Genomic DNA, 15,337 nt, shown 5'->3' on the forward strand with positions numbered 1-15,337 from the left:
TCAAGTTTTATATAAAATTTTTATTTTTTATTCCATGTTTTCAGGATAGAGCTAATTATGCACCCTCCTGTTTTTGTAATGAATGATTGTAAATATCGTTTAAAGAAAATTGAGCAACTTGTTTTGAAAGTTCAGGATATCGTCTGGTAATTGTTAGGAGGAGTTTGTCAATAAGATCTCCATTTAAAGGAGCTTGTGATTGTGCGAGCAGAGGGAAGGTTGCTTCCCATTGGAGATATTCTTCACAGAGATTTTTAGGTATGTTTCTAGTTGCTTTAGCATAGAGTTTAAAAGCTTCTTTGGGGTGATCCTGAGAGAATACTATGCTCTCTTGGAGGGCTGCCTGGAAGGCTTCTATAATTGTAGGTTCACTAGCTTTAGTCCCCTTTTTAGCAAAGATAATTAGTTGGGGGCCAGTCGGAAGATCGTAGGTATCTGAGAGAAAGCATCCTACAGGCACCCCTAAAGTTTTAAGTCTTACACCTTCAATGTTGTAGAAAGCTCCATACACGAAGTCGACTTTTTTTAATAACATCGGAGAGATGAGATCCGCACTTACATTTTTTACTGCAGAAGGAACTACGCCATTTAACTTTAGGGTTTCAAGGAGGCGATTCAGATCTCTGGAGTTATTTAAACAGAAACCTAGAACTTTATTATTTAGATCTTCAAATTTATTAATAGGGTCTTCGGTTCTGTAGAGAAAGCCTTGTAGAGAACTATCTATCAATCTGCCTATGATTCTTACGGGCATGCCTTTTACAGAAGTTCGTACGATTCCGAGGGCATGGTAAAGGGCCATATCAACTTGTTCAAAGAGGATGTGGGGTACAGCGGAGGATGAGTCAGTATTTTTTTGGAGTTGTAAGTTTAAGCCATGATTTTTGAAGTATCCCTTGGCTATTCCTACATAGAGGGGGATGTGGTTAGGATTGGGAGTCCAGTCAAGTAGAAGAGCTAATGAAGTAAGATTTTTTTTCTTACAAGGAGATTTAGAGGATCCGTTCCATGGAATAAAAATTATAGGGATTAAAGAAAACACTAATAGATATTTTTTAGATACTAGTTTGCTCTTATGACTTATGCGTTTTAAACGAAATAGCGAAAAAACCAACTTTTCGCTTAGGAGAGTGATTTGAAATAGGATAAATGTGAGAAAGGTCAGTGTGATGAGACCTGCAAATGCCAATTCCATTTCATAATTTCTGCGACTTTCGATTATGAGAATGCCAAGACCTGTTTGTGAAGCCACCCATTCTCCAGCAATGGCTGCAAGTCCTGCGGATCCTATCGCAATTTTTAATCCTGAGAATATATGGGGAAGTGCGTACGGAAAACGAAGTTTGATAAGAAGTTGGAATTTTGTCGCTCCGCAGAGGAGAAATTGTTCTAGGAGTTCGTCTGGTGTCGAAAGGATTCCCTGATAGATAGTCAGAGTGAGAGGGAAGAATATGGTCAGTGCTGTAGGGACGATCACAGCACTAATTCCCCAACCAAACCAGAGCACGATAAGAGGAGCAAGTGCAAACATAGGTGTGCATTGTAAAAGAATGAAAAGAGGTTGTAGGAGATCTTTGGCTGATTTATAAGATAGCATAATCGTTGCTAAGCTTATAGAAAGCGCAATGGCTAGGAAGAATCCGCCTAAGATAGCTTTTAATGTATGCCAGGAAGATGTTAAGAGCATTGGCAAGGAATGAAAAGTGCTCGAGGCAATACTTGAGGGGGGAGGAAAAAGAAAAGAAAGCGTAGGGTGATGGTGTGATGTTATCTCCCATAAGAATAAAAGAAAAAAAATGATGACAAAATGTTTAATAAATTTTTTTTTCATTTTAGTGTGGTTCATGAGAAAAAGAATTTAAATGATAGGGAAAATATAAATATGCGACAAGAAGAGGATAGTTTAGGGATAGTAGAAATCCCTGAAGATAAGTTATATGGTGCGCAAACTATGCGTTCTAGGAATTTTTTTTCTTGGGGCCCTGAGTTAATGCCCTATGAGGTGATACGAGCTTTAGTATGGATTAAAAAATGTGCTGCTAAGGCTAATCAAGACTTAGGATTTTTGGATTCCAAACGTTGTGACATGATAGTCTCTGCTACTGACGAGATTTTGCGGGGAGGTTTTGAAGCGCAATTCCCATTAAAAGTTTGGCAGACTGGGAGTGGTACACAGTCTAATATGAATGTCAATGAGGTCATTGCTAATCTTGCGATTCGGTATCATGGAGGATTAATCGGTAGTAAGGACCCTATCCATCCTAATGACCATGTCAATAAATCCCAATCTTCAAATGATGTTTTCCCCACAGCAATGCATATAGCTAGCGTTATTAGTTTAAAAACTAAATTAATTCCTGCTTTGGATGACATGATTCGAGTTTTAAATGCTAAGGCTGAAGAATTTCATTATGATATAAAAATAGGTCGTACGCATCTTATGGACGCTGTTCCTATGACATTAGGCCAAGAATTTTCTGGTTATAGCAGTCAGTTGCGTCATTGTTTAGAACGTGTAGCCTTTTCATTGACTCATTTATATGAGCTTGCGATTGGTGCTACTGCTGTAGGGACGGGATTGAATGTCCCTGAAGGATTTGTTCAAAAGGTATTATATTATTTGCGAGAAGAAACTCAACAACCATTTATTGCAGCCACTAATTATTTTTCAGCTTTGTCCTGTCATGATGCTATAGTAGATGCGCATGGTTGTTTGGCGACTTTAGCATGTGCTTTAACTAAGATAGCTACTGATTTGAGTTTTCTAGGTTCAGGACCTCGATGTGGTTTGGGTGAGTTATTTTTCCCTGAAAATGAACCCGGCTCTTCTATTATGCCTGGCAAGGTGAATCCTACGCAGTGCGAAGCTCTTCAAATGGTTTGTGCTCAAGTGCTTGGTAATAATCAAACAATCATTATTGGTGGGAGTCGAGGAAATTTTGAACTTAATGTGATGAAGCCTGTAATAATCTATAATTTTCTACAGTCTGTTGATTTGCTTTCTGAAGCCATGAAAGCGTTCTCTGAATTTTTCATTAAGGGGTTGAAAGCAAATAAGGTTCGCCTAAAAGATAATATAAATAATTCTTTAATGTTGGTTACAGCCTTAGCTCCTATATTAGGTTATGATAAATGCTCAAAAATAGCACTTAAAGCTTTTCATGAAAACCTATCTCTCAAAGAGGCGTGTACATCTTTAGGATATCTTTCGCCTCAGGAATTTGATCGTCTTGTGGTCCCTGAAAACATGGTGGGAAATCACTAGGGCCTATTTAAAACCGGATCATTTCTACTTGCTTTTACTTTTTAATTAATTTTAGGCTAAGTGACGCATTGAAGTTTTGCTTTCTAGGTTTGTTAGAGCTTGGGCAAAAAGTAAAGCACTTTTAATATTAGAGAAGATGTGGTCAACGCCAATAAGCTCGTCTAAATGGTAGCGTTTTAAGTCCGCAAGAGGAGTTTTTTTTACTCCAGCAAGAAGAAGAAGGGTTCCTTGTCGATCACACTCTAAGAAAAATTCTTCTAATGCATGCATAGCTGAGGCATCTATTGTTGGAACTCGCGTCATACACAAAATAAAGATTTTAGGAGGTTTTTCGATATCATTAAGAAGATTTTTTAATCTGTCTGCGATTCCAAAGAAGAAAGGACCATTAATTTCATAGATTTCTGTATTTTGGGGAACCTCAGCTTTATTTAGAAAATCAGAATCCTTGGGTTGGTTATCATCATCGAAATATTTGGCTGTTGAGATTACATCCGAGAGGTCACTCATCTGCTTCATAAATAGGAAAGCTGCTAGCATCATTCCTACCTGTACTGCTGCTGTGATTGTGGTCATTACTGTGAGGATAAACACGGTAAGGAGAACGACAATATCTTTTTTAGGAGCTGTAAAGAGGTGGATGAAATGATGAATTTCACTCATATTCCAAGCAATCAAAATTAGGACAGCGGCTAGACAAGTTAGCGGAATCTTAATAGTAAGTGGAGCTAGAAGAAGCAAAATAAAGCAAATAAAAATTGAATGAAGGATTCCTGCTATGGGAGTCGTTGCTCCAGACTTGATGCTAGCTGCTGTGCGTGATAGTGATCCTGTAACTGGAATACCTGAAAATAATGAGGTTCCAATATTTGCTATGCCTTGCGCTACAAGCTGGCAATTGGATTGATGGCGCCATCCAGTCATGCCATCGGCAACAACCGCTGCTAATAGAGTCTCTAGCCCTGATAAAACTGCAATGGTTAGGGCGTCTGGCATCAGTTGAAGAATTTTAGTGATACTGAGTTGAGGGATCTTGGGTAGTGGAATCGCTGTTGGTAGGGAGCCATAACGACTACCAATCGTGGGAATATCAATTTTAAGTAACCATACCAGAGTAGTTGCTGTTACAATAGCAATCATGACTCCAGGATAGCGCGGCTTATAGTTGCGAAAGTAGATCATGATCAATAAAGTAAAAAGCCCTACGGCCAAGGATTTACTATCCCAGGTCCATAGATGGTCCCAGTAAGCGACCCATTTAGCCAGGAAATCTGCAGGAATATTTGCTCCCATTTGCAGACCCAAGAAATCTTTAATTTGAGAAGAAAATATAATTACAGCAAGCCCTGTAGTTAATCCTGTAACGACAGGATAGGGCATGTATTTAATAAATGTTCCTAAGCCAGTGAGCCCAAAGGCAATAAGAAAAATTCCTGCCATTAATGTAACAGTAAAAAGAGCTTCGGCTCCATATTTTGCAGACAAGCAATATAAAATCGAAATAAAGGCACTAGTTGGGCCTGAGATTAGAACGTTACTTCCTCCCAAGGCTGAAGCAAGCAGTCCTCCGACAATAGAGGCTAATAGTCCTTGAAGAGGAGAAACTCCCACACCGATTGCTATGGCAATAGCAAAAGGAAAAGCTAGGATTCCTACAGTAATTCCAGATAGAAAATCCTTTTTAAAAGTATTAAATGAATAGCCTTCTTTGATACTTGTATAGAGTTTAGGGATGAAGTTTTTAAATGCCCAAGGGACTTTCACAATACAATAACCTAAAAATAGAAGTTAGAGGTTACCATTTTTTCGATTCTTTTGAATCTTTGTCAAATGGTTCGTGCAATTTTTCTCTCTTTTTTATTGTTATTTCCTAGGTAGTGATTTCTTAAAGAATAATTAGAAAAATTTTTCCTTCTTTACCTCTGTAAGAGTTAGGAGTAGAGTGGTTGACTAAATTATTGTAGGGGTGGCTATGCTGAAGTTGCAATTGTGTGCGCTGTTTTTATTTGGATATCTTGCGATTGTCTTTGAACACATTGTTAGAGTGAATAAATCTGCGATTGCCTTGGCTATGGGAGGATTGATGTGGCTAGTTTGTTTTTCTCATATTCCTATGGGGGATCATATGATCTTCATTGAGGAAATTGCTGACATGGCACAAGTCATTTTTTTCTTGTTCTCTGCAATGGCTATTGTCGAGCTTATTGATGCGCATAAAGGATTTTCTGTAATAGTAAAGTGTTGTCGGATACAGTCGCGAACACTTCTTCTTTGGGTACTTATTGGACTTTCTTTTTTTTTATCAGCAGCACTAGATAATCTTACATCTATCATCATTATTATTTCGATTTTGAAGCGTCTAGTCAAAGTGCGAGAAGATCGTCTATTGTTAGGAGCTATTTGTGTAATTGCAGTAAATGCCGGTGGAGCATGGACTCCTCTTGGGGATGTGACGACAACAATGTTATGGATCAATAATAAGATTACTTCCTGGGGGATTATACGTTCTTTATTTATTCCTAGTTTAGTATGTGTGTTGGTTGCTGGTTTCTGTGGGCAATTTTTCCTTCGCAAACGTGGTGCAACTATGATTGCTAAGGATGTAGAGTTACAGGCTTCACCTCCAAGAAGTCTTTGGATTATTTTCATAGGTTTGGGATCACTGCTTATGGTTCCTATATGGAAGGCGTGTTTAGGGTTGCCTCCTTTTATGGGAGCTTTGTTAGGCTTAGGTCTTGTTTGGTTAACCAGCGATTGGATTCACTCTCCCCATGGTGAAGATCGTTACCATTTAAGAATACCTCACATTTTGACTAAGATTGATATTTCTTCTATTACTTTCTTCATTGGAATATTACTCGCTGTTAATGCTTTAGCTTTTGCAAATTTACTCTCAGATTTTTCGTTGTGGATGGATAAGATTTTTTCTAGGAATGTTGTTGCAATCTTTATAGGATTAATTTCCAGTGTGTTAGACAATGTGCCTTTAGTAGCGGCTACTATGGGAATGTATAATCTTCCTGTAGACGACACTTTATGGCGATTGATTGCTTATGCTGCCGGAACTGGAGGAAGTATTCTTATTATTGGTTCCGCTGCTGGGGTTGCCTTTATGGGACTTGAGAAAGTAGATTTTTTATGGTACTTTAAAAAAATTTCTTGGATAGCTTTAGCTAGTTATTTCGGTGGTTTACTTTCTTATTTTGTTCTAGAGAGTTTGAACGTCTTTATTTAATTTTTTATGGGAGAAAAAATAAAAATCCTGTCCTTCATGTATCAGAATTTTGCGTGTTTTTGAGATAATGTTTTTAAAAAAATCTTTTCAACGTTTAATATCTTGCCTCCTTATAACGATTCTCCATAGAAAAGAGAGGTAAGTATGAAAAAAGGCAAACTAGGAGCCATAGTTTTTGGCTTTCTGTTCGCAGGCAGTGTTATTGGTTTTGCTAAGGATTTGACCAAGAACAATGCCTATCAAGATTTAAATGTAATAGAGCATTTGATAGGCGTGAAATACGCTCCACTACCATGGAAAGAGTTGTTATTTGGGTGGGATTTATCTCAACAAACACAGCAAGCTCGCTTGCAATTGCTCATTGAGGAGAAACCTACCACAAATTATTGCCAAAAGGTTCTCTCTAACTATATGAAATCGTTAAATGATTATCATGCTGGGCTCGTATTTTATAATACTGAAAGCGCGTATATTCCCTACATATTTCAAAGGACTGAAACTGGTCATTTGTTTGTTGTAGACGTGCAGACACATCAGGGTGATATCTCTATAGGAGATGAAATTCTTGAAATTGATAGTATGGGAGTTCGTGAGGCTATTGAGAGTCTGCGCTCTGGACGGGGTAGTCTTACAGATTATTCCTCTGCAGTGCGTTCATTGACGTCGCGCTCCGCTGCTCTTGGAGATGCTGTCCCTACAGGAATTACTATGATAAAAGTTCGTCGACCTAGTGGCATAATTCGTTCGACAGCTGTCCGTTGGCGATATACTCCAGAGCATATTGGAGATTTTTCTTTGTTAGCTCCTTTGATTCCTGAAGATAAACGTTTATTCCAATCTCCGAGTTGCTCACTGTTTCGCGTGTCGTCAAAAAATTATTCTTGCCCTACTAATTCATTGTTTAGTTCCTATATGGTGCCCTATTTTTGGGAAGAAGTGCGGGTGCAAAATAAGCAACGCTTTGAGAGTGGCTATCACATAGGAAGTCGAGATGGGTTTCTACCTCTCTTTGGTCCTGTTGTTTGGGAACAGACGAAGGGGCCATATCGTGCGTATATTTTTAAAACAAGAGATAAACAGGGCAATACGTATCGCCTAGGAATGCTAAGGATTTCTTCTTATATACCTTCTGAATTAGAAGGTCTTGAAGATAATCACAAAGACAATCCTTGGGAGCTCTTTGGGGAGATTATTGATATTTTTCAAAAAGAAGCTGATGCTTTGATTATTGATCAGACTAATAATCCTGGGGGTAGTGTTTTCTATATGTATGGCTTGTTATCTATGTTAACAGATCGTCCTTTAGAGACGGCTAAACATAGATTGATCTTGACTCAGGATGAAGTTAGTTCGGCCTTGCACTGGCAGGATTTGTTAGAAGATGTTTTTACAGATGAGCAGGCAAGAACAGTCCTTGGAGAGACCATGGAAGGTTATTGCATGGATATGCATGCTGTAGCAGCGTTACAGAATTTTTCTCAACGTGTCCTTTCTTGCTGGGCTACTGGTGATATTAATCTTTCACAACCTTTGTTTTTATTGGGATTTGAATACATTCAACCTCATCCTAAACATCAGTTTACTAAGCCTCTGTTTATGTTGATAAATGAGAATGATTTTTCTTGTGGAGATTTAGCTCCGGCTATTTTAAAGGATAACGAGCGTGCAGTTTTAATTGGCAAGACAACAGCAGGAGCCGGGGGATTTGTCTTTCAAGTGACGTTCCCCAACCGTTCTGGTATTAAAGCTGTTTCTTTAACAGGATCTTTAGCGGTTAGAAAAGATGGAGATTTTATTGAGAATCTAGGGGTCTCTCCTCACATTGATCTTGGCTTTACTTCGAAAGATCTTCAGACTACTAGGTTTTCTGATTATATTGAGACAGTAAAGAATATAGTTACCACTTCTTTAGCTGAAAACGCTAAGAAACAAGAAGAGAAGAAACCTCAGGAAGAGTCTTCTGAGGTTACCTATGTGACTTATCCTTATGCTTAAATGAAAATGAACTAGAATATTTATTATTATTGCCTTAAGCTTAAGTACGCTTTTGATTTTTCGAAAGCGTGCTTTTTTAATTCGCTCTCAGGTATAATTATGAGAAAGCTTTTAGTCTGTAATCCTAGGGGCTTTTGCTCTGGAGTGGTTCGTGCAATTGAGGTTGTAGAACGTGCTTTAGAACGGTGGGGACCTCCCATTTATGTTAAGCATGAGATTGTGCACAATCGTCATGTTGTCCAATCCTTAAGAGCTAAGGGCGCTATTTTTATTGAGGAGCTGACTGATGTTCCTGAAGGCCAAAGGATAATTTACTCAGCCCACGGGGTTTCTCCTATGGTTCGGCAGCAAGCAAAGGCTCGTAATCTTATTGATATTGATGCTACGTGTGGTTTGGTCACTAAAGTGCATTCTGCTGTGAAGTTGTATGCCAGCAAGGGATACCAGGTAATTTTGATAGGTCATAAAAAACATGTTGAAGTCATTGGTATTATCGGAGAAGCTCCTGAAAGCGTTACTGTTGTAGAATGTGTTGCAGATGTAGAGACTTTGACTTTTAGTCTTGAGACTCCTTTGTTTTATATTACTCAGACAACTTTGAGTTTGGATGATGTTCAAGAGATTACAGCAGCTTTGCAAAAACGTTATCCTGCTATTATTACCCTTCCCAGCTCTTCGATTTGTTATGCGACTACAAACCGTCAAAATGCATTACGTTCTATTTTACATCGTGTCAACTATGTCTTTGTTGTTGGCGATGTAAATAGTTCTAACTCTAACCGCCTATGTGAAGTAGCTTTGAGGCGAGGAATCCCCGCTAATTTGATTAATAGTTCTGAAGACATTAGTAAGAAAATCTTAGACTACCCTGGAGATATAGCAATTACTGCAGGAGCTTCCACTCCTGAGGATGTTGTGCAGGCCTGTATTCAAAAACTTTCCGTAATTATTCCTGGCTTAGAAATAGAAAACGATATATTTGCTATAGAAGATGTTGTATTTCAATTGCCAAAAGCTCTTCGTTGTTCGTAGGTTTGTTTTCCTATTTTTTTGGAGATTAATTTCTAGACTATTCTTCTCTTTCCGAGAGGCCTTTTGTCTTTTTGGCTCTCTATATTTAAGATATCCTAAGTTATTTTTCTATGATGTTAGCAAGTATATCTATTCGCTAAGGTATAGTCCTTACGCGAAGCTTGGTCGCTTGCCAGAAGCCTCTCTATTGAAAGAGGGAAATGTCTATGGCGAGACTCCGTGGTCTGTCCTTTCCAAAATTAGCAAAACTTTTGATATTACTTCACAAGATATTCTTTATGATTTGGGGTGTGGTCTAGGGAAAGCATGTTTTTGGTTTTCTGATGTGGTGCGTTGTCAGGTTATAGGCATTGACAACCAACCATCATTTATTCATTTTTCTAGAGGTATCCATCGTAAGTTATCTAGTGGATTAACATTATTTTGTATTGAAGATTTTAAAAACGTGAGTTTATTAGGAGCTTCGTATGTTTATTTTTATGGATCTTCCTTTTCACGACGCTTATTGAATCACATTATTCTTGCATTGTCAGAAATGGCTCCTGGAAGTGTAGTAATCAGTATTTCTTTCCCTTTAGATTCTTTCCCAAAGGGAAAAGAAGCATTTTTTACTGAAAAAAGTTGCTCTGTACGCTTCCCCTGGGGAAAGACAAAAGCTTATAAAAATATTCGAAAAAACTAGTTCTATTGATAGAGACTACGAGCAGCATCATGTTCTGTCTGAAGGATATTCAAAAGAAAGTTATCCATACTTTTCCAATTGTCTTTAACTTCTTCAATGCTACGAGTGATTTCGTCTTGTCTCATTCTGAAGACTTCTTTTCTATATTCCGCGACTGCCCTTACAGAACTTTCTGAAAGTTCGTGAACCTTAGAAGCAGCATCAGTAAGCTGCGATAGAGAGGTACAGATCTTTCCTGCTCCTTTAAAAAAAGTTTTCGAAGTTGCATCTTTAAATCTTCCAGAAATTCTTTGGACAAATCCTAAGATACTATCACCACAAATTTCTCCAATCATAGGGGAAAGAGCTCCTAAAATACCTAGTGTCGCTGTCGCTATGCCTAGCCAACGAGCATACTTAGCTTGTCGTGCATAACTCTCTGCTAATGTCTGCGCTTCTCGTTCCATGAGTTCTCTTTCCTCGAGTCGTGATATCGTGTCATTCGCACGACTTTTAAGCATCAATTTCATAAGTTCTGTACATATTTTAAGAACATCAAGGTTAGTTACACGTCTTCCTGCAAGTATACTTAACTGTGCTTCAGACAAGGCAAACTCCACAATAGGATCAGGGAGAATAGGCACGTAAGGTTCATATATGGTGTTTTTAGCACTCGAAATCTTTTCAAGAACTTTAGTATTAGAAAATGCTTTCTTCTTCTTTTGACCCTGTTCGTGTTCCTGTTCGTGCTCGTATTTTTCTTGTTGTCCCTGATCTTGGTGTTCTTCGTCTTGTTTGTGAGTTTCTGTAGAGGATGTTGGTTGGAGGGTTTCTTTTTGTAAGATGCCGTAAAGTGACATAGGACTAAGAGTATCAGATTTAGTTGTAGAAGATTTTTTAGCTTCTTTAGAATCTGTATGTTGAGAAGCTTTCTCTTTAGCACAATGTTCTTTTATAGTGTCGTTAGAATAGGTCTCTATTTTAATTTGCGCATGTGATTGAGAAGGACTTATTTCTTCTTTATTTGGATTTTTAGGTATTGGAACAGAAACCATAATTGTTTTATTAGTAGCAGAGCCTTTTTCAGGAGCTCTGCAAGAAGAAAAAGGAAATGGACTCGAACACTCTTTACTTGTTTCTTTCATTATTAACTTAGCAGATGTACCTTGCTGTTGTATTGGGAGACGATAGGGGGACGAACTGCTCTCCTGAGAATTGCTTGATTTAAGGTTGGGTGATGATAAAGATTTGGTTAGCATTCCAGTTTTGACTAGGAGTTGCTCTTCTTGTAGAGGCTTTTCCTTAGAAGGTGTTGCCTGTGATAATACAGCTTCTGCTTGCATTAATATGTTTACACATAAATCAGAAGCCGGACGTAGTAGAGCATGTTGTTGTCCTTGAAGGAGAGAACACTGCACTTCTGTACTAGTACTAGTTTCTTCAGAAGAATTTTCATCTATAAAATCAACCTCTACTTCAGTAGTAGAAGTTGATGTTGTTTGGGAGGGTATAGTCATAACAGTTTGTCTGGGATTTATGCTTTTTGCGAATGCAGGTACGTTTGGTCTAATTCACGCATGTAATTTAAAATTTGTGAAAGAACCTCAAAAGCTTGTTCCATATTATCCAGAAGTTCTTGCGAACGTTCGTAATTGTCATCTCTATCAAAATTTTTTAAATCAATTTCTATTTGGATATTAGTGAGTTTTTCTTTGAGCTTATATAATTGTGCTTGAGAAAAAAGTATAGCGCATCTTAAAGCTGCCATTGCTGATTCTATCGCAGGTTGAATTCCTTTAATAGCCCCTTCTATAATAGGAGAGAAACCTAAGTTTTCTATTTTTAATGTGCATATCGAAAGAATTACAGGAGTTAAATAGACTACCCACTGTATTATATTTATAATTTTTCTTCTTGCGCTCTCGTTTTTTATGGGCAGCTGCTTTTCTAGCCAATCCCAAAACTTTAATTTTTCTAAACACTTAATAACAAGAGAAATTAGACCTGCAAAGAATCCTGCAAAAGCAAAGATACCGCCTCCACTTAAGATAGCAACAATTCCTATCCCTATGGAAACAAAAGGAGCAATCCATTCGACAATGTTAGCAAGAGAACCCCATAGTTTTGCTCGTTTTTCTTTCTCAATGCTTACTTTGATATTTTCCATTCTTTTTTCATGTAGAGCATCGATTTCTCGCTGCGTGGATTCCATAGAGTCTTTGTGACATGCATATGAAGAAAAATCTGAAAGGATTCCTTGCTTTGTTAACAGATAACCTAATGTAAAAACTCCGATGGTAGGAGGAGGGATTACAGGAACAGCTCTTGTTGCTTTCGCAAGTCTATTTTTACTGCTTTTGTCTTCTTTAAAAGGATTTTTCTTTTCCTGTTGATTAGAGTCCTGATCTTGAGCAGTAGGGTCTTTACACAGACCTTTTATCTGTACTATGGTCTCAATTTTTTTCTGGAAAGAATACTCTTGAATACAGCTCTCACTTTGCTTTTTGCTAGTGGGTTGGAAGAGCTCTCGCGATTTATTTTCATGACTTTGAGAATGTGAGGATTCTGCGAATCCAAACCAACCTAGACGTTGTTGAGGATTGAGAACTTCAACGTTTTTAGAAAAGTTATTATCCTTAGAATCAAAAGCTTTATCCAGGATTTTTTTATGTTCTTTCTCTAAAGATTTTGGCATTGCGAGCTCTTGCATTAGAGCCTTACTCGCTTCTGTACTATTTTTTTGGGAGAAGAGGCCCCAAGGAGAAGAAGTTTGAGCATGCGAGGTTTTTTGGAGTTGAGATTCGAAAGAACTCCCAAAGCGTAACATTCTTTCTCTTGCATTTACAACAGTGAATGTTTTTTCAGAGATTGAAATACTGTAGGTCTTAGCTTGTATCTGTGATTTTGCATTAAAAAATTTAAGAAGGGGCTTTTGAGCGTTCTTAGGTGCTACGGTTATAGAATAGGCAGATTTAGTAGCAAGAGAGTCTTGTATGTTAGGTCGATCAGAAATATAGAGATCTTGATTAAGAAGAATTTCACTTGCTTGAGATAACCATGAGGACATAGTCGAGTTTCCGTATTATTTATGTTTTCTAATATCTATAATTTCTTCTCTGAGTTCATTATAAAGAGGCTTATGTTGCGCTCGTACCCATGCTAATTCTAAAGCTTTTTCAGCTTCTTCATATTCATTTGTGAGAGTATAACATATGTAAGCATAGTAATGAGGATAAGGATCTTTATCTCGCAATATCGCAGTGACTCCATAGGCGTGTAAAGCTTGTCGATATTGCTGATCCATATGTAGAGAAGCTCCTAGAGAAAACCAAAACTTAGAGACAAAAGGGTTAAAAAAAACTAACCAACGAAAAATATTGATACTTTCGCGATATTCTTTATCAAGATAGGCTTGGTAACCCTCTTTATATACTTTTTCAAGATCTTCAGAGGAGACTTTAAAGATCTTTTGGTAGGTATCTAGGGCTATATTTTTATCAGGTATATATCCTTCTAAGTAGCTCTCCAAATCATCAGGAAAAGGAAAATTTTCTTTTGAAGAAGCAGTGATTTTTTCTAATAAATAAGTTAAGTATGACATTAGGGGCGTAGGTTGTAAATGAAGGTGTCCATAAGTTCTTTGAGTAGCTTGAGTACATTAGAGCGTGCTTGATGACACTGGGAAATCTCTTGGAGATGTCTTTGCATATCGGTTCTTTCCATTTGCGTGATTTTTTCCATATTTTCCTTGCGCATTTGGACATTTTCTTTTAGAAGCCTTTTCTCTTCTTCTGTCCAACTATATTTGTCTGCCTCTATCGTCACGCCAATTTCTTTCGCTTTATTTACTAAAGCTTTCATTTCCTCATCTTTACTCCAATCGATATCTTTCTTTTCGTTATTGATTTTAGAGATAAGAACAGTGAGGGTATCTACATCATCAGTACGTTTTTTTACACGCATATAGAGTTCATTGGCCTCAGCTTCAGCTTGTCCTAAGATTCTTGCCATTAGCCTCATGAACTTTAAAAATACGTTTTCTACTTTTGGAGTTTTTATAGGCGTATTTATTGAAGAGTTCCTAGATAATGAAGTCTTAAAAGGGGAAGTTTTGCTAAAAACAGACATTGGAGATGGTAATTTCTTTCTAAAAGAGGTCTGTTCTTTGGGAGTCTCTTCGGGAGAGCAACGTATTTGATCTGAGAAAATTAAATCTGCTATATTTAGAGTCTGTCTAGGATGCTCTGTGAGATCATCTAGATCTAGACTATGTTTCTTTTTTTTCTTTTTCGGTTGTCCTTCTTCTTCTTGGTGTTGCCTTTGGTCGTGGTGTTCTTGTTCTTGTCCATCATCATGCTTTTTATGCAGATCATCAGCTTTAGAAGTAATAAGGCTTTCCTCTTGTTTTTCTGTAGAGCGTTGAGAGAGAGGTGTTAAGAGTTTTGCTTCTTTCTGATCTGATAGAATTTTTTGTTGGGCATTTACTTGTAGAGGCAAGCATTTTTGCAGACCAGAGTTAGTTGGGAATGGAGTATTATGAGTATGTATTTCGTGCGATTCTGTTTCGCTTTGTTTTTTTAAAGAACTCTCTGTTGTTATTGTAAGTGATTGTTGTTTTGGGTTTTGGAAAATCAAAGGCTTTGAGGAGCGTGAGAATACTAACGATTGTTTACCATTACTTTCCTGTGGAAGAGCTTCTTCTTGTTTGTTTTGAGGTTGCTGTGTTTCTGAAGTATCTGCCACGTTACTTGCATTTCCCATCTCAGATAGGAAAGCAAGGACTTCGGCTTCTAATTGTACAGCTTCAGGAGAGAGAAAGAATAGTTGATGGGAGCATTCGTTGTTTTGTTGTAACAGTTCTTGTTGGTTAGCATAAATAATTTGTCCTAGAGCTAGAAAAGTTAGGATTTCAGTAGAGGAACTGCTTTCTGCTGTCATACAAGAAACTAACACTTCACCTGCTATAGTCTTCATTATCCCAGAAGATAAGGTAGAAGTTGCTGAGCTATCTTCTTTTAGAGTTGCGTTGGCAGAAGGAACTGCGGAAGGAACAGGAACATTCATGTTGTATAATTAAGGCATAGAAAAAAAGGAAAATTAGCTAAAATGTCATTTTCCTGCAAGTTTGATTGTAAGAGGTTTAAGGGAA

11 protein-coding genes are annotated in these 15,337 nt (G+C 37.7%); 5 read left to right on the forward strand and 6 right to left on the reverse strand.

The genetic code is table 11. From position 1 onward, the window contains the following. Positions 1 to 55 precede the first annotated feature (55 nt). Entirely contained in the window at positions 56 to 1,831 is a 1,776-nt protein-coding gene (locus C834KP_RS04920) for an ABC transporter substrate-binding protein (RefSeq protein ID WP_108897046.1), read from the reverse strand. 51 nt (positions 1,832 to 1,882) lie between these two features. Here C834KP_RS04920 and fumC point away from each other — a divergent pair, with 51 nt between their 5' ends. Then, entirely contained in the window at positions 1,883 to 3,265 is a 1,383-nt protein-coding gene (gene fumC, locus C834KP_RS04925) for a class II fumarate hydratase (RefSeq protein WP_108897157.1), read from the forward strand. 51 nt (positions 3,266 to 3,316) lie between these two features. Here fumC and C834KP_RS04930 read toward each other — a convergent pair whose 3' ends face one another. Continuing rightward, positions 3,317 to 5,032 carry an SLC26/SulP family anion transporter gene (locus C834KP_RS04930; protein ID WP_162295490.1) on the reverse strand — a complete coding sequence of 572 codons (1,716 nt, stop codon included), beginning with the start codon at positions 5,030 to 5,032 and terminating at the stop codon, positions 3,317 to 3,319. Between the two features lie 205 nt (positions 5,033 to 5,237). Between C834KP_RS04930 and C834KP_RS04935 the strand changes: the two genes are divergently transcribed. The 4 genes from C834KP_RS04935 to C834KP_RS04950 all read left to right on the forward strand — a co-directional run bounded on the left by C834KP_RS04935 (position 5,238) and on the right by C834KP_RS04950 (position 10,209). Continuing rightward, entirely contained in the window at positions 5,238 to 6,500 is a 1,263-nt protein-coding gene (locus tag C834KP_RS04935) for an NhaD family Na+:H+ antiporter (RefSeq protein ID WP_108897048.1), read from the forward strand. A gap of 144 nt (positions 6,501 to 6,644) precedes the next feature. After that, a complete protein-coding gene (locus C834KP_RS04940; protein WP_108897049.1) occupies positions 6,645 to 8,495 on the forward strand; it encodes a protease-like activity factor CPAF in 1,851 nt (616 codons plus the stop codon). A gap of 99 nt (positions 8,496 to 8,594) precedes the next feature. Further along, positions 8,595 to 9,527, forward strand: coding sequence for a 4-hydroxy-3-methylbut-2-enyl diphosphate reductase (gene ispH, locus C834KP_RS04945; protein WP_108897050.1), 933 nt, complete (start codon positions 8,595 to 8,597; stop codon positions 9,525 to 9,527). Between the two features lie 169 nt (positions 9,528 to 9,696). Beyond that, positions 9,697 to 10,209: a class I SAM-dependent methyltransferase gene (locus C834KP_RS04950; protein WP_275667714.1), complete on the forward strand. Its 513-nt coding sequence runs from the start codon at positions 9,697 to 9,699 to the stop codon at positions 10,207 to 10,209. A 2-nt stretch (positions 10,210 to 10,211) separates the two neighbouring features. Here the strand turns inward: C834KP_RS04950 and C834KP_RS04955 are convergent, their stop codons facing one another. The 4 genes from C834KP_RS04955 to C834KP_RS04970 are packed head-to-tail and all read right to left on the reverse strand — an operon-like array spanning position 10,212 to position 15,252. Next, positions 10,212 to 11,705, reverse strand: coding sequence for a hypothetical protein (locus C834KP_RS04955; RefSeq protein WP_108897052.1), 1,494 nt, complete (start codon positions 11,703 to 11,705; stop codon positions 10,212 to 10,214). A gap of 17 nt (positions 11,706 to 11,722) precedes the next feature. Then, positions 11,723 to 13,255 carry a type III secretion system translocon subunit SseC family protein gene (sctE, locus tag C834KP_RS04960; protein ID WP_108897053.1) on the reverse strand — a complete coding sequence of 511 codons (1,533 nt, stop codon included), beginning with the start codon at positions 13,253 to 13,255 and terminating at the stop codon, positions 11,723 to 11,725. Between the two features lie 15 nt (positions 13,256 to 13,270). Next, a complete protein-coding gene (locus C834KP_RS04965) occupies positions 13,271 to 13,789 on the reverse strand; it encodes a SycD/LcrH family type III secretion system chaperone (protein WP_108897054.1) in 519 nt (172 codons plus the stop codon). After that, on the reverse strand, positions 13,789 to 15,252 hold the full coding sequence (locus C834KP_RS04970) for a hypothetical protein (RefSeq protein ID WP_108897055.1): 1,464 nt from the start codon (positions 15,250 to 15,252) through the stop codon (positions 13,789 to 13,791). Before C834KP_RS04970 ends, C834KP_RS04965 begins: the two co-directional genes overlap by 1 nt. Between the last annotated feature and the right edge of the window lie 85 nt (positions 15,253 to 15,337).

Source organism: Chlamydia serpentis, assembly GCF_900239945.1.
In the GTDB taxonomy this organism is placed as follows: Bacteria; Chlamydiota; Chlamydiia; order Chlamydiales; family Chlamydiaceae; genus Chlamydia; species Chlamydia serpentis.

What these genes read in the sequence shown, in the direction of transcription:
- ispH (WP_108897050.1), top strand. Translation starts at nt 8,595, where the DNA reads ATGAGAAAGCTTTTAGTCTGTAATCCTAGGGGCTTTTGCTCTGGAGTG.
- C834KP_RS04920 (WP_108897046.1), bottom strand. Translation starts at nt 1,831, where the DNA reads ATGAAAAAAAAATTTATTAAACATTTTGTCATCATTTTTTTTCTTTTA.
- sctE (WP_108897053.1), bottom strand. Translation starts at nt 13,255, where the DNA reads ATGTCCTCATGGTTATCTCAAGCAAGTGAAATTCTTCTTAATCAAGAT.
- C834KP_RS04940 (WP_108897049.1), top strand. Translation starts at nt 6,645, where the DNA reads ATGAAAAAAGGCAAACTAGGAGCCATAGTTTTTGGCTTTCTGTTCGCA.
- C834KP_RS04970 (WP_108897055.1), bottom strand. Translation starts at nt 15,252, where the DNA reads ATGAATGTTCCTGTTCCTTCCGCAGTTCCTTCTGCCAACGCAACTCTA.
- C834KP_RS04965 (WP_108897054.1), bottom strand. Translation starts at nt 13,789, where the DNA reads ATGTCATACTTAACTTATTTATTAGAAAAAATCACTGCTTCTTCAAAA.
- C834KP_RS04955 (WP_108897052.1), bottom strand. Translation starts at nt 11,705, where the DNA reads ATGACTATACCCTCCCAAACAACATCAACTTCTACTACTGAAGTAGAG.
- C834KP_RS04935 (WP_108897048.1), top strand. Translation starts at nt 5,238, where the DNA reads ATGCTGAAGTTGCAATTGTGTGCGCTGTTTTTATTTGGATATCTTGCG.
- fumC (WP_108897157.1), top strand. Translation starts at nt 1,883, where the DNA reads ATGCGACAAGAAGAGGATAGTTTAGGGATAGTAGAAATCCCTGAAGAT.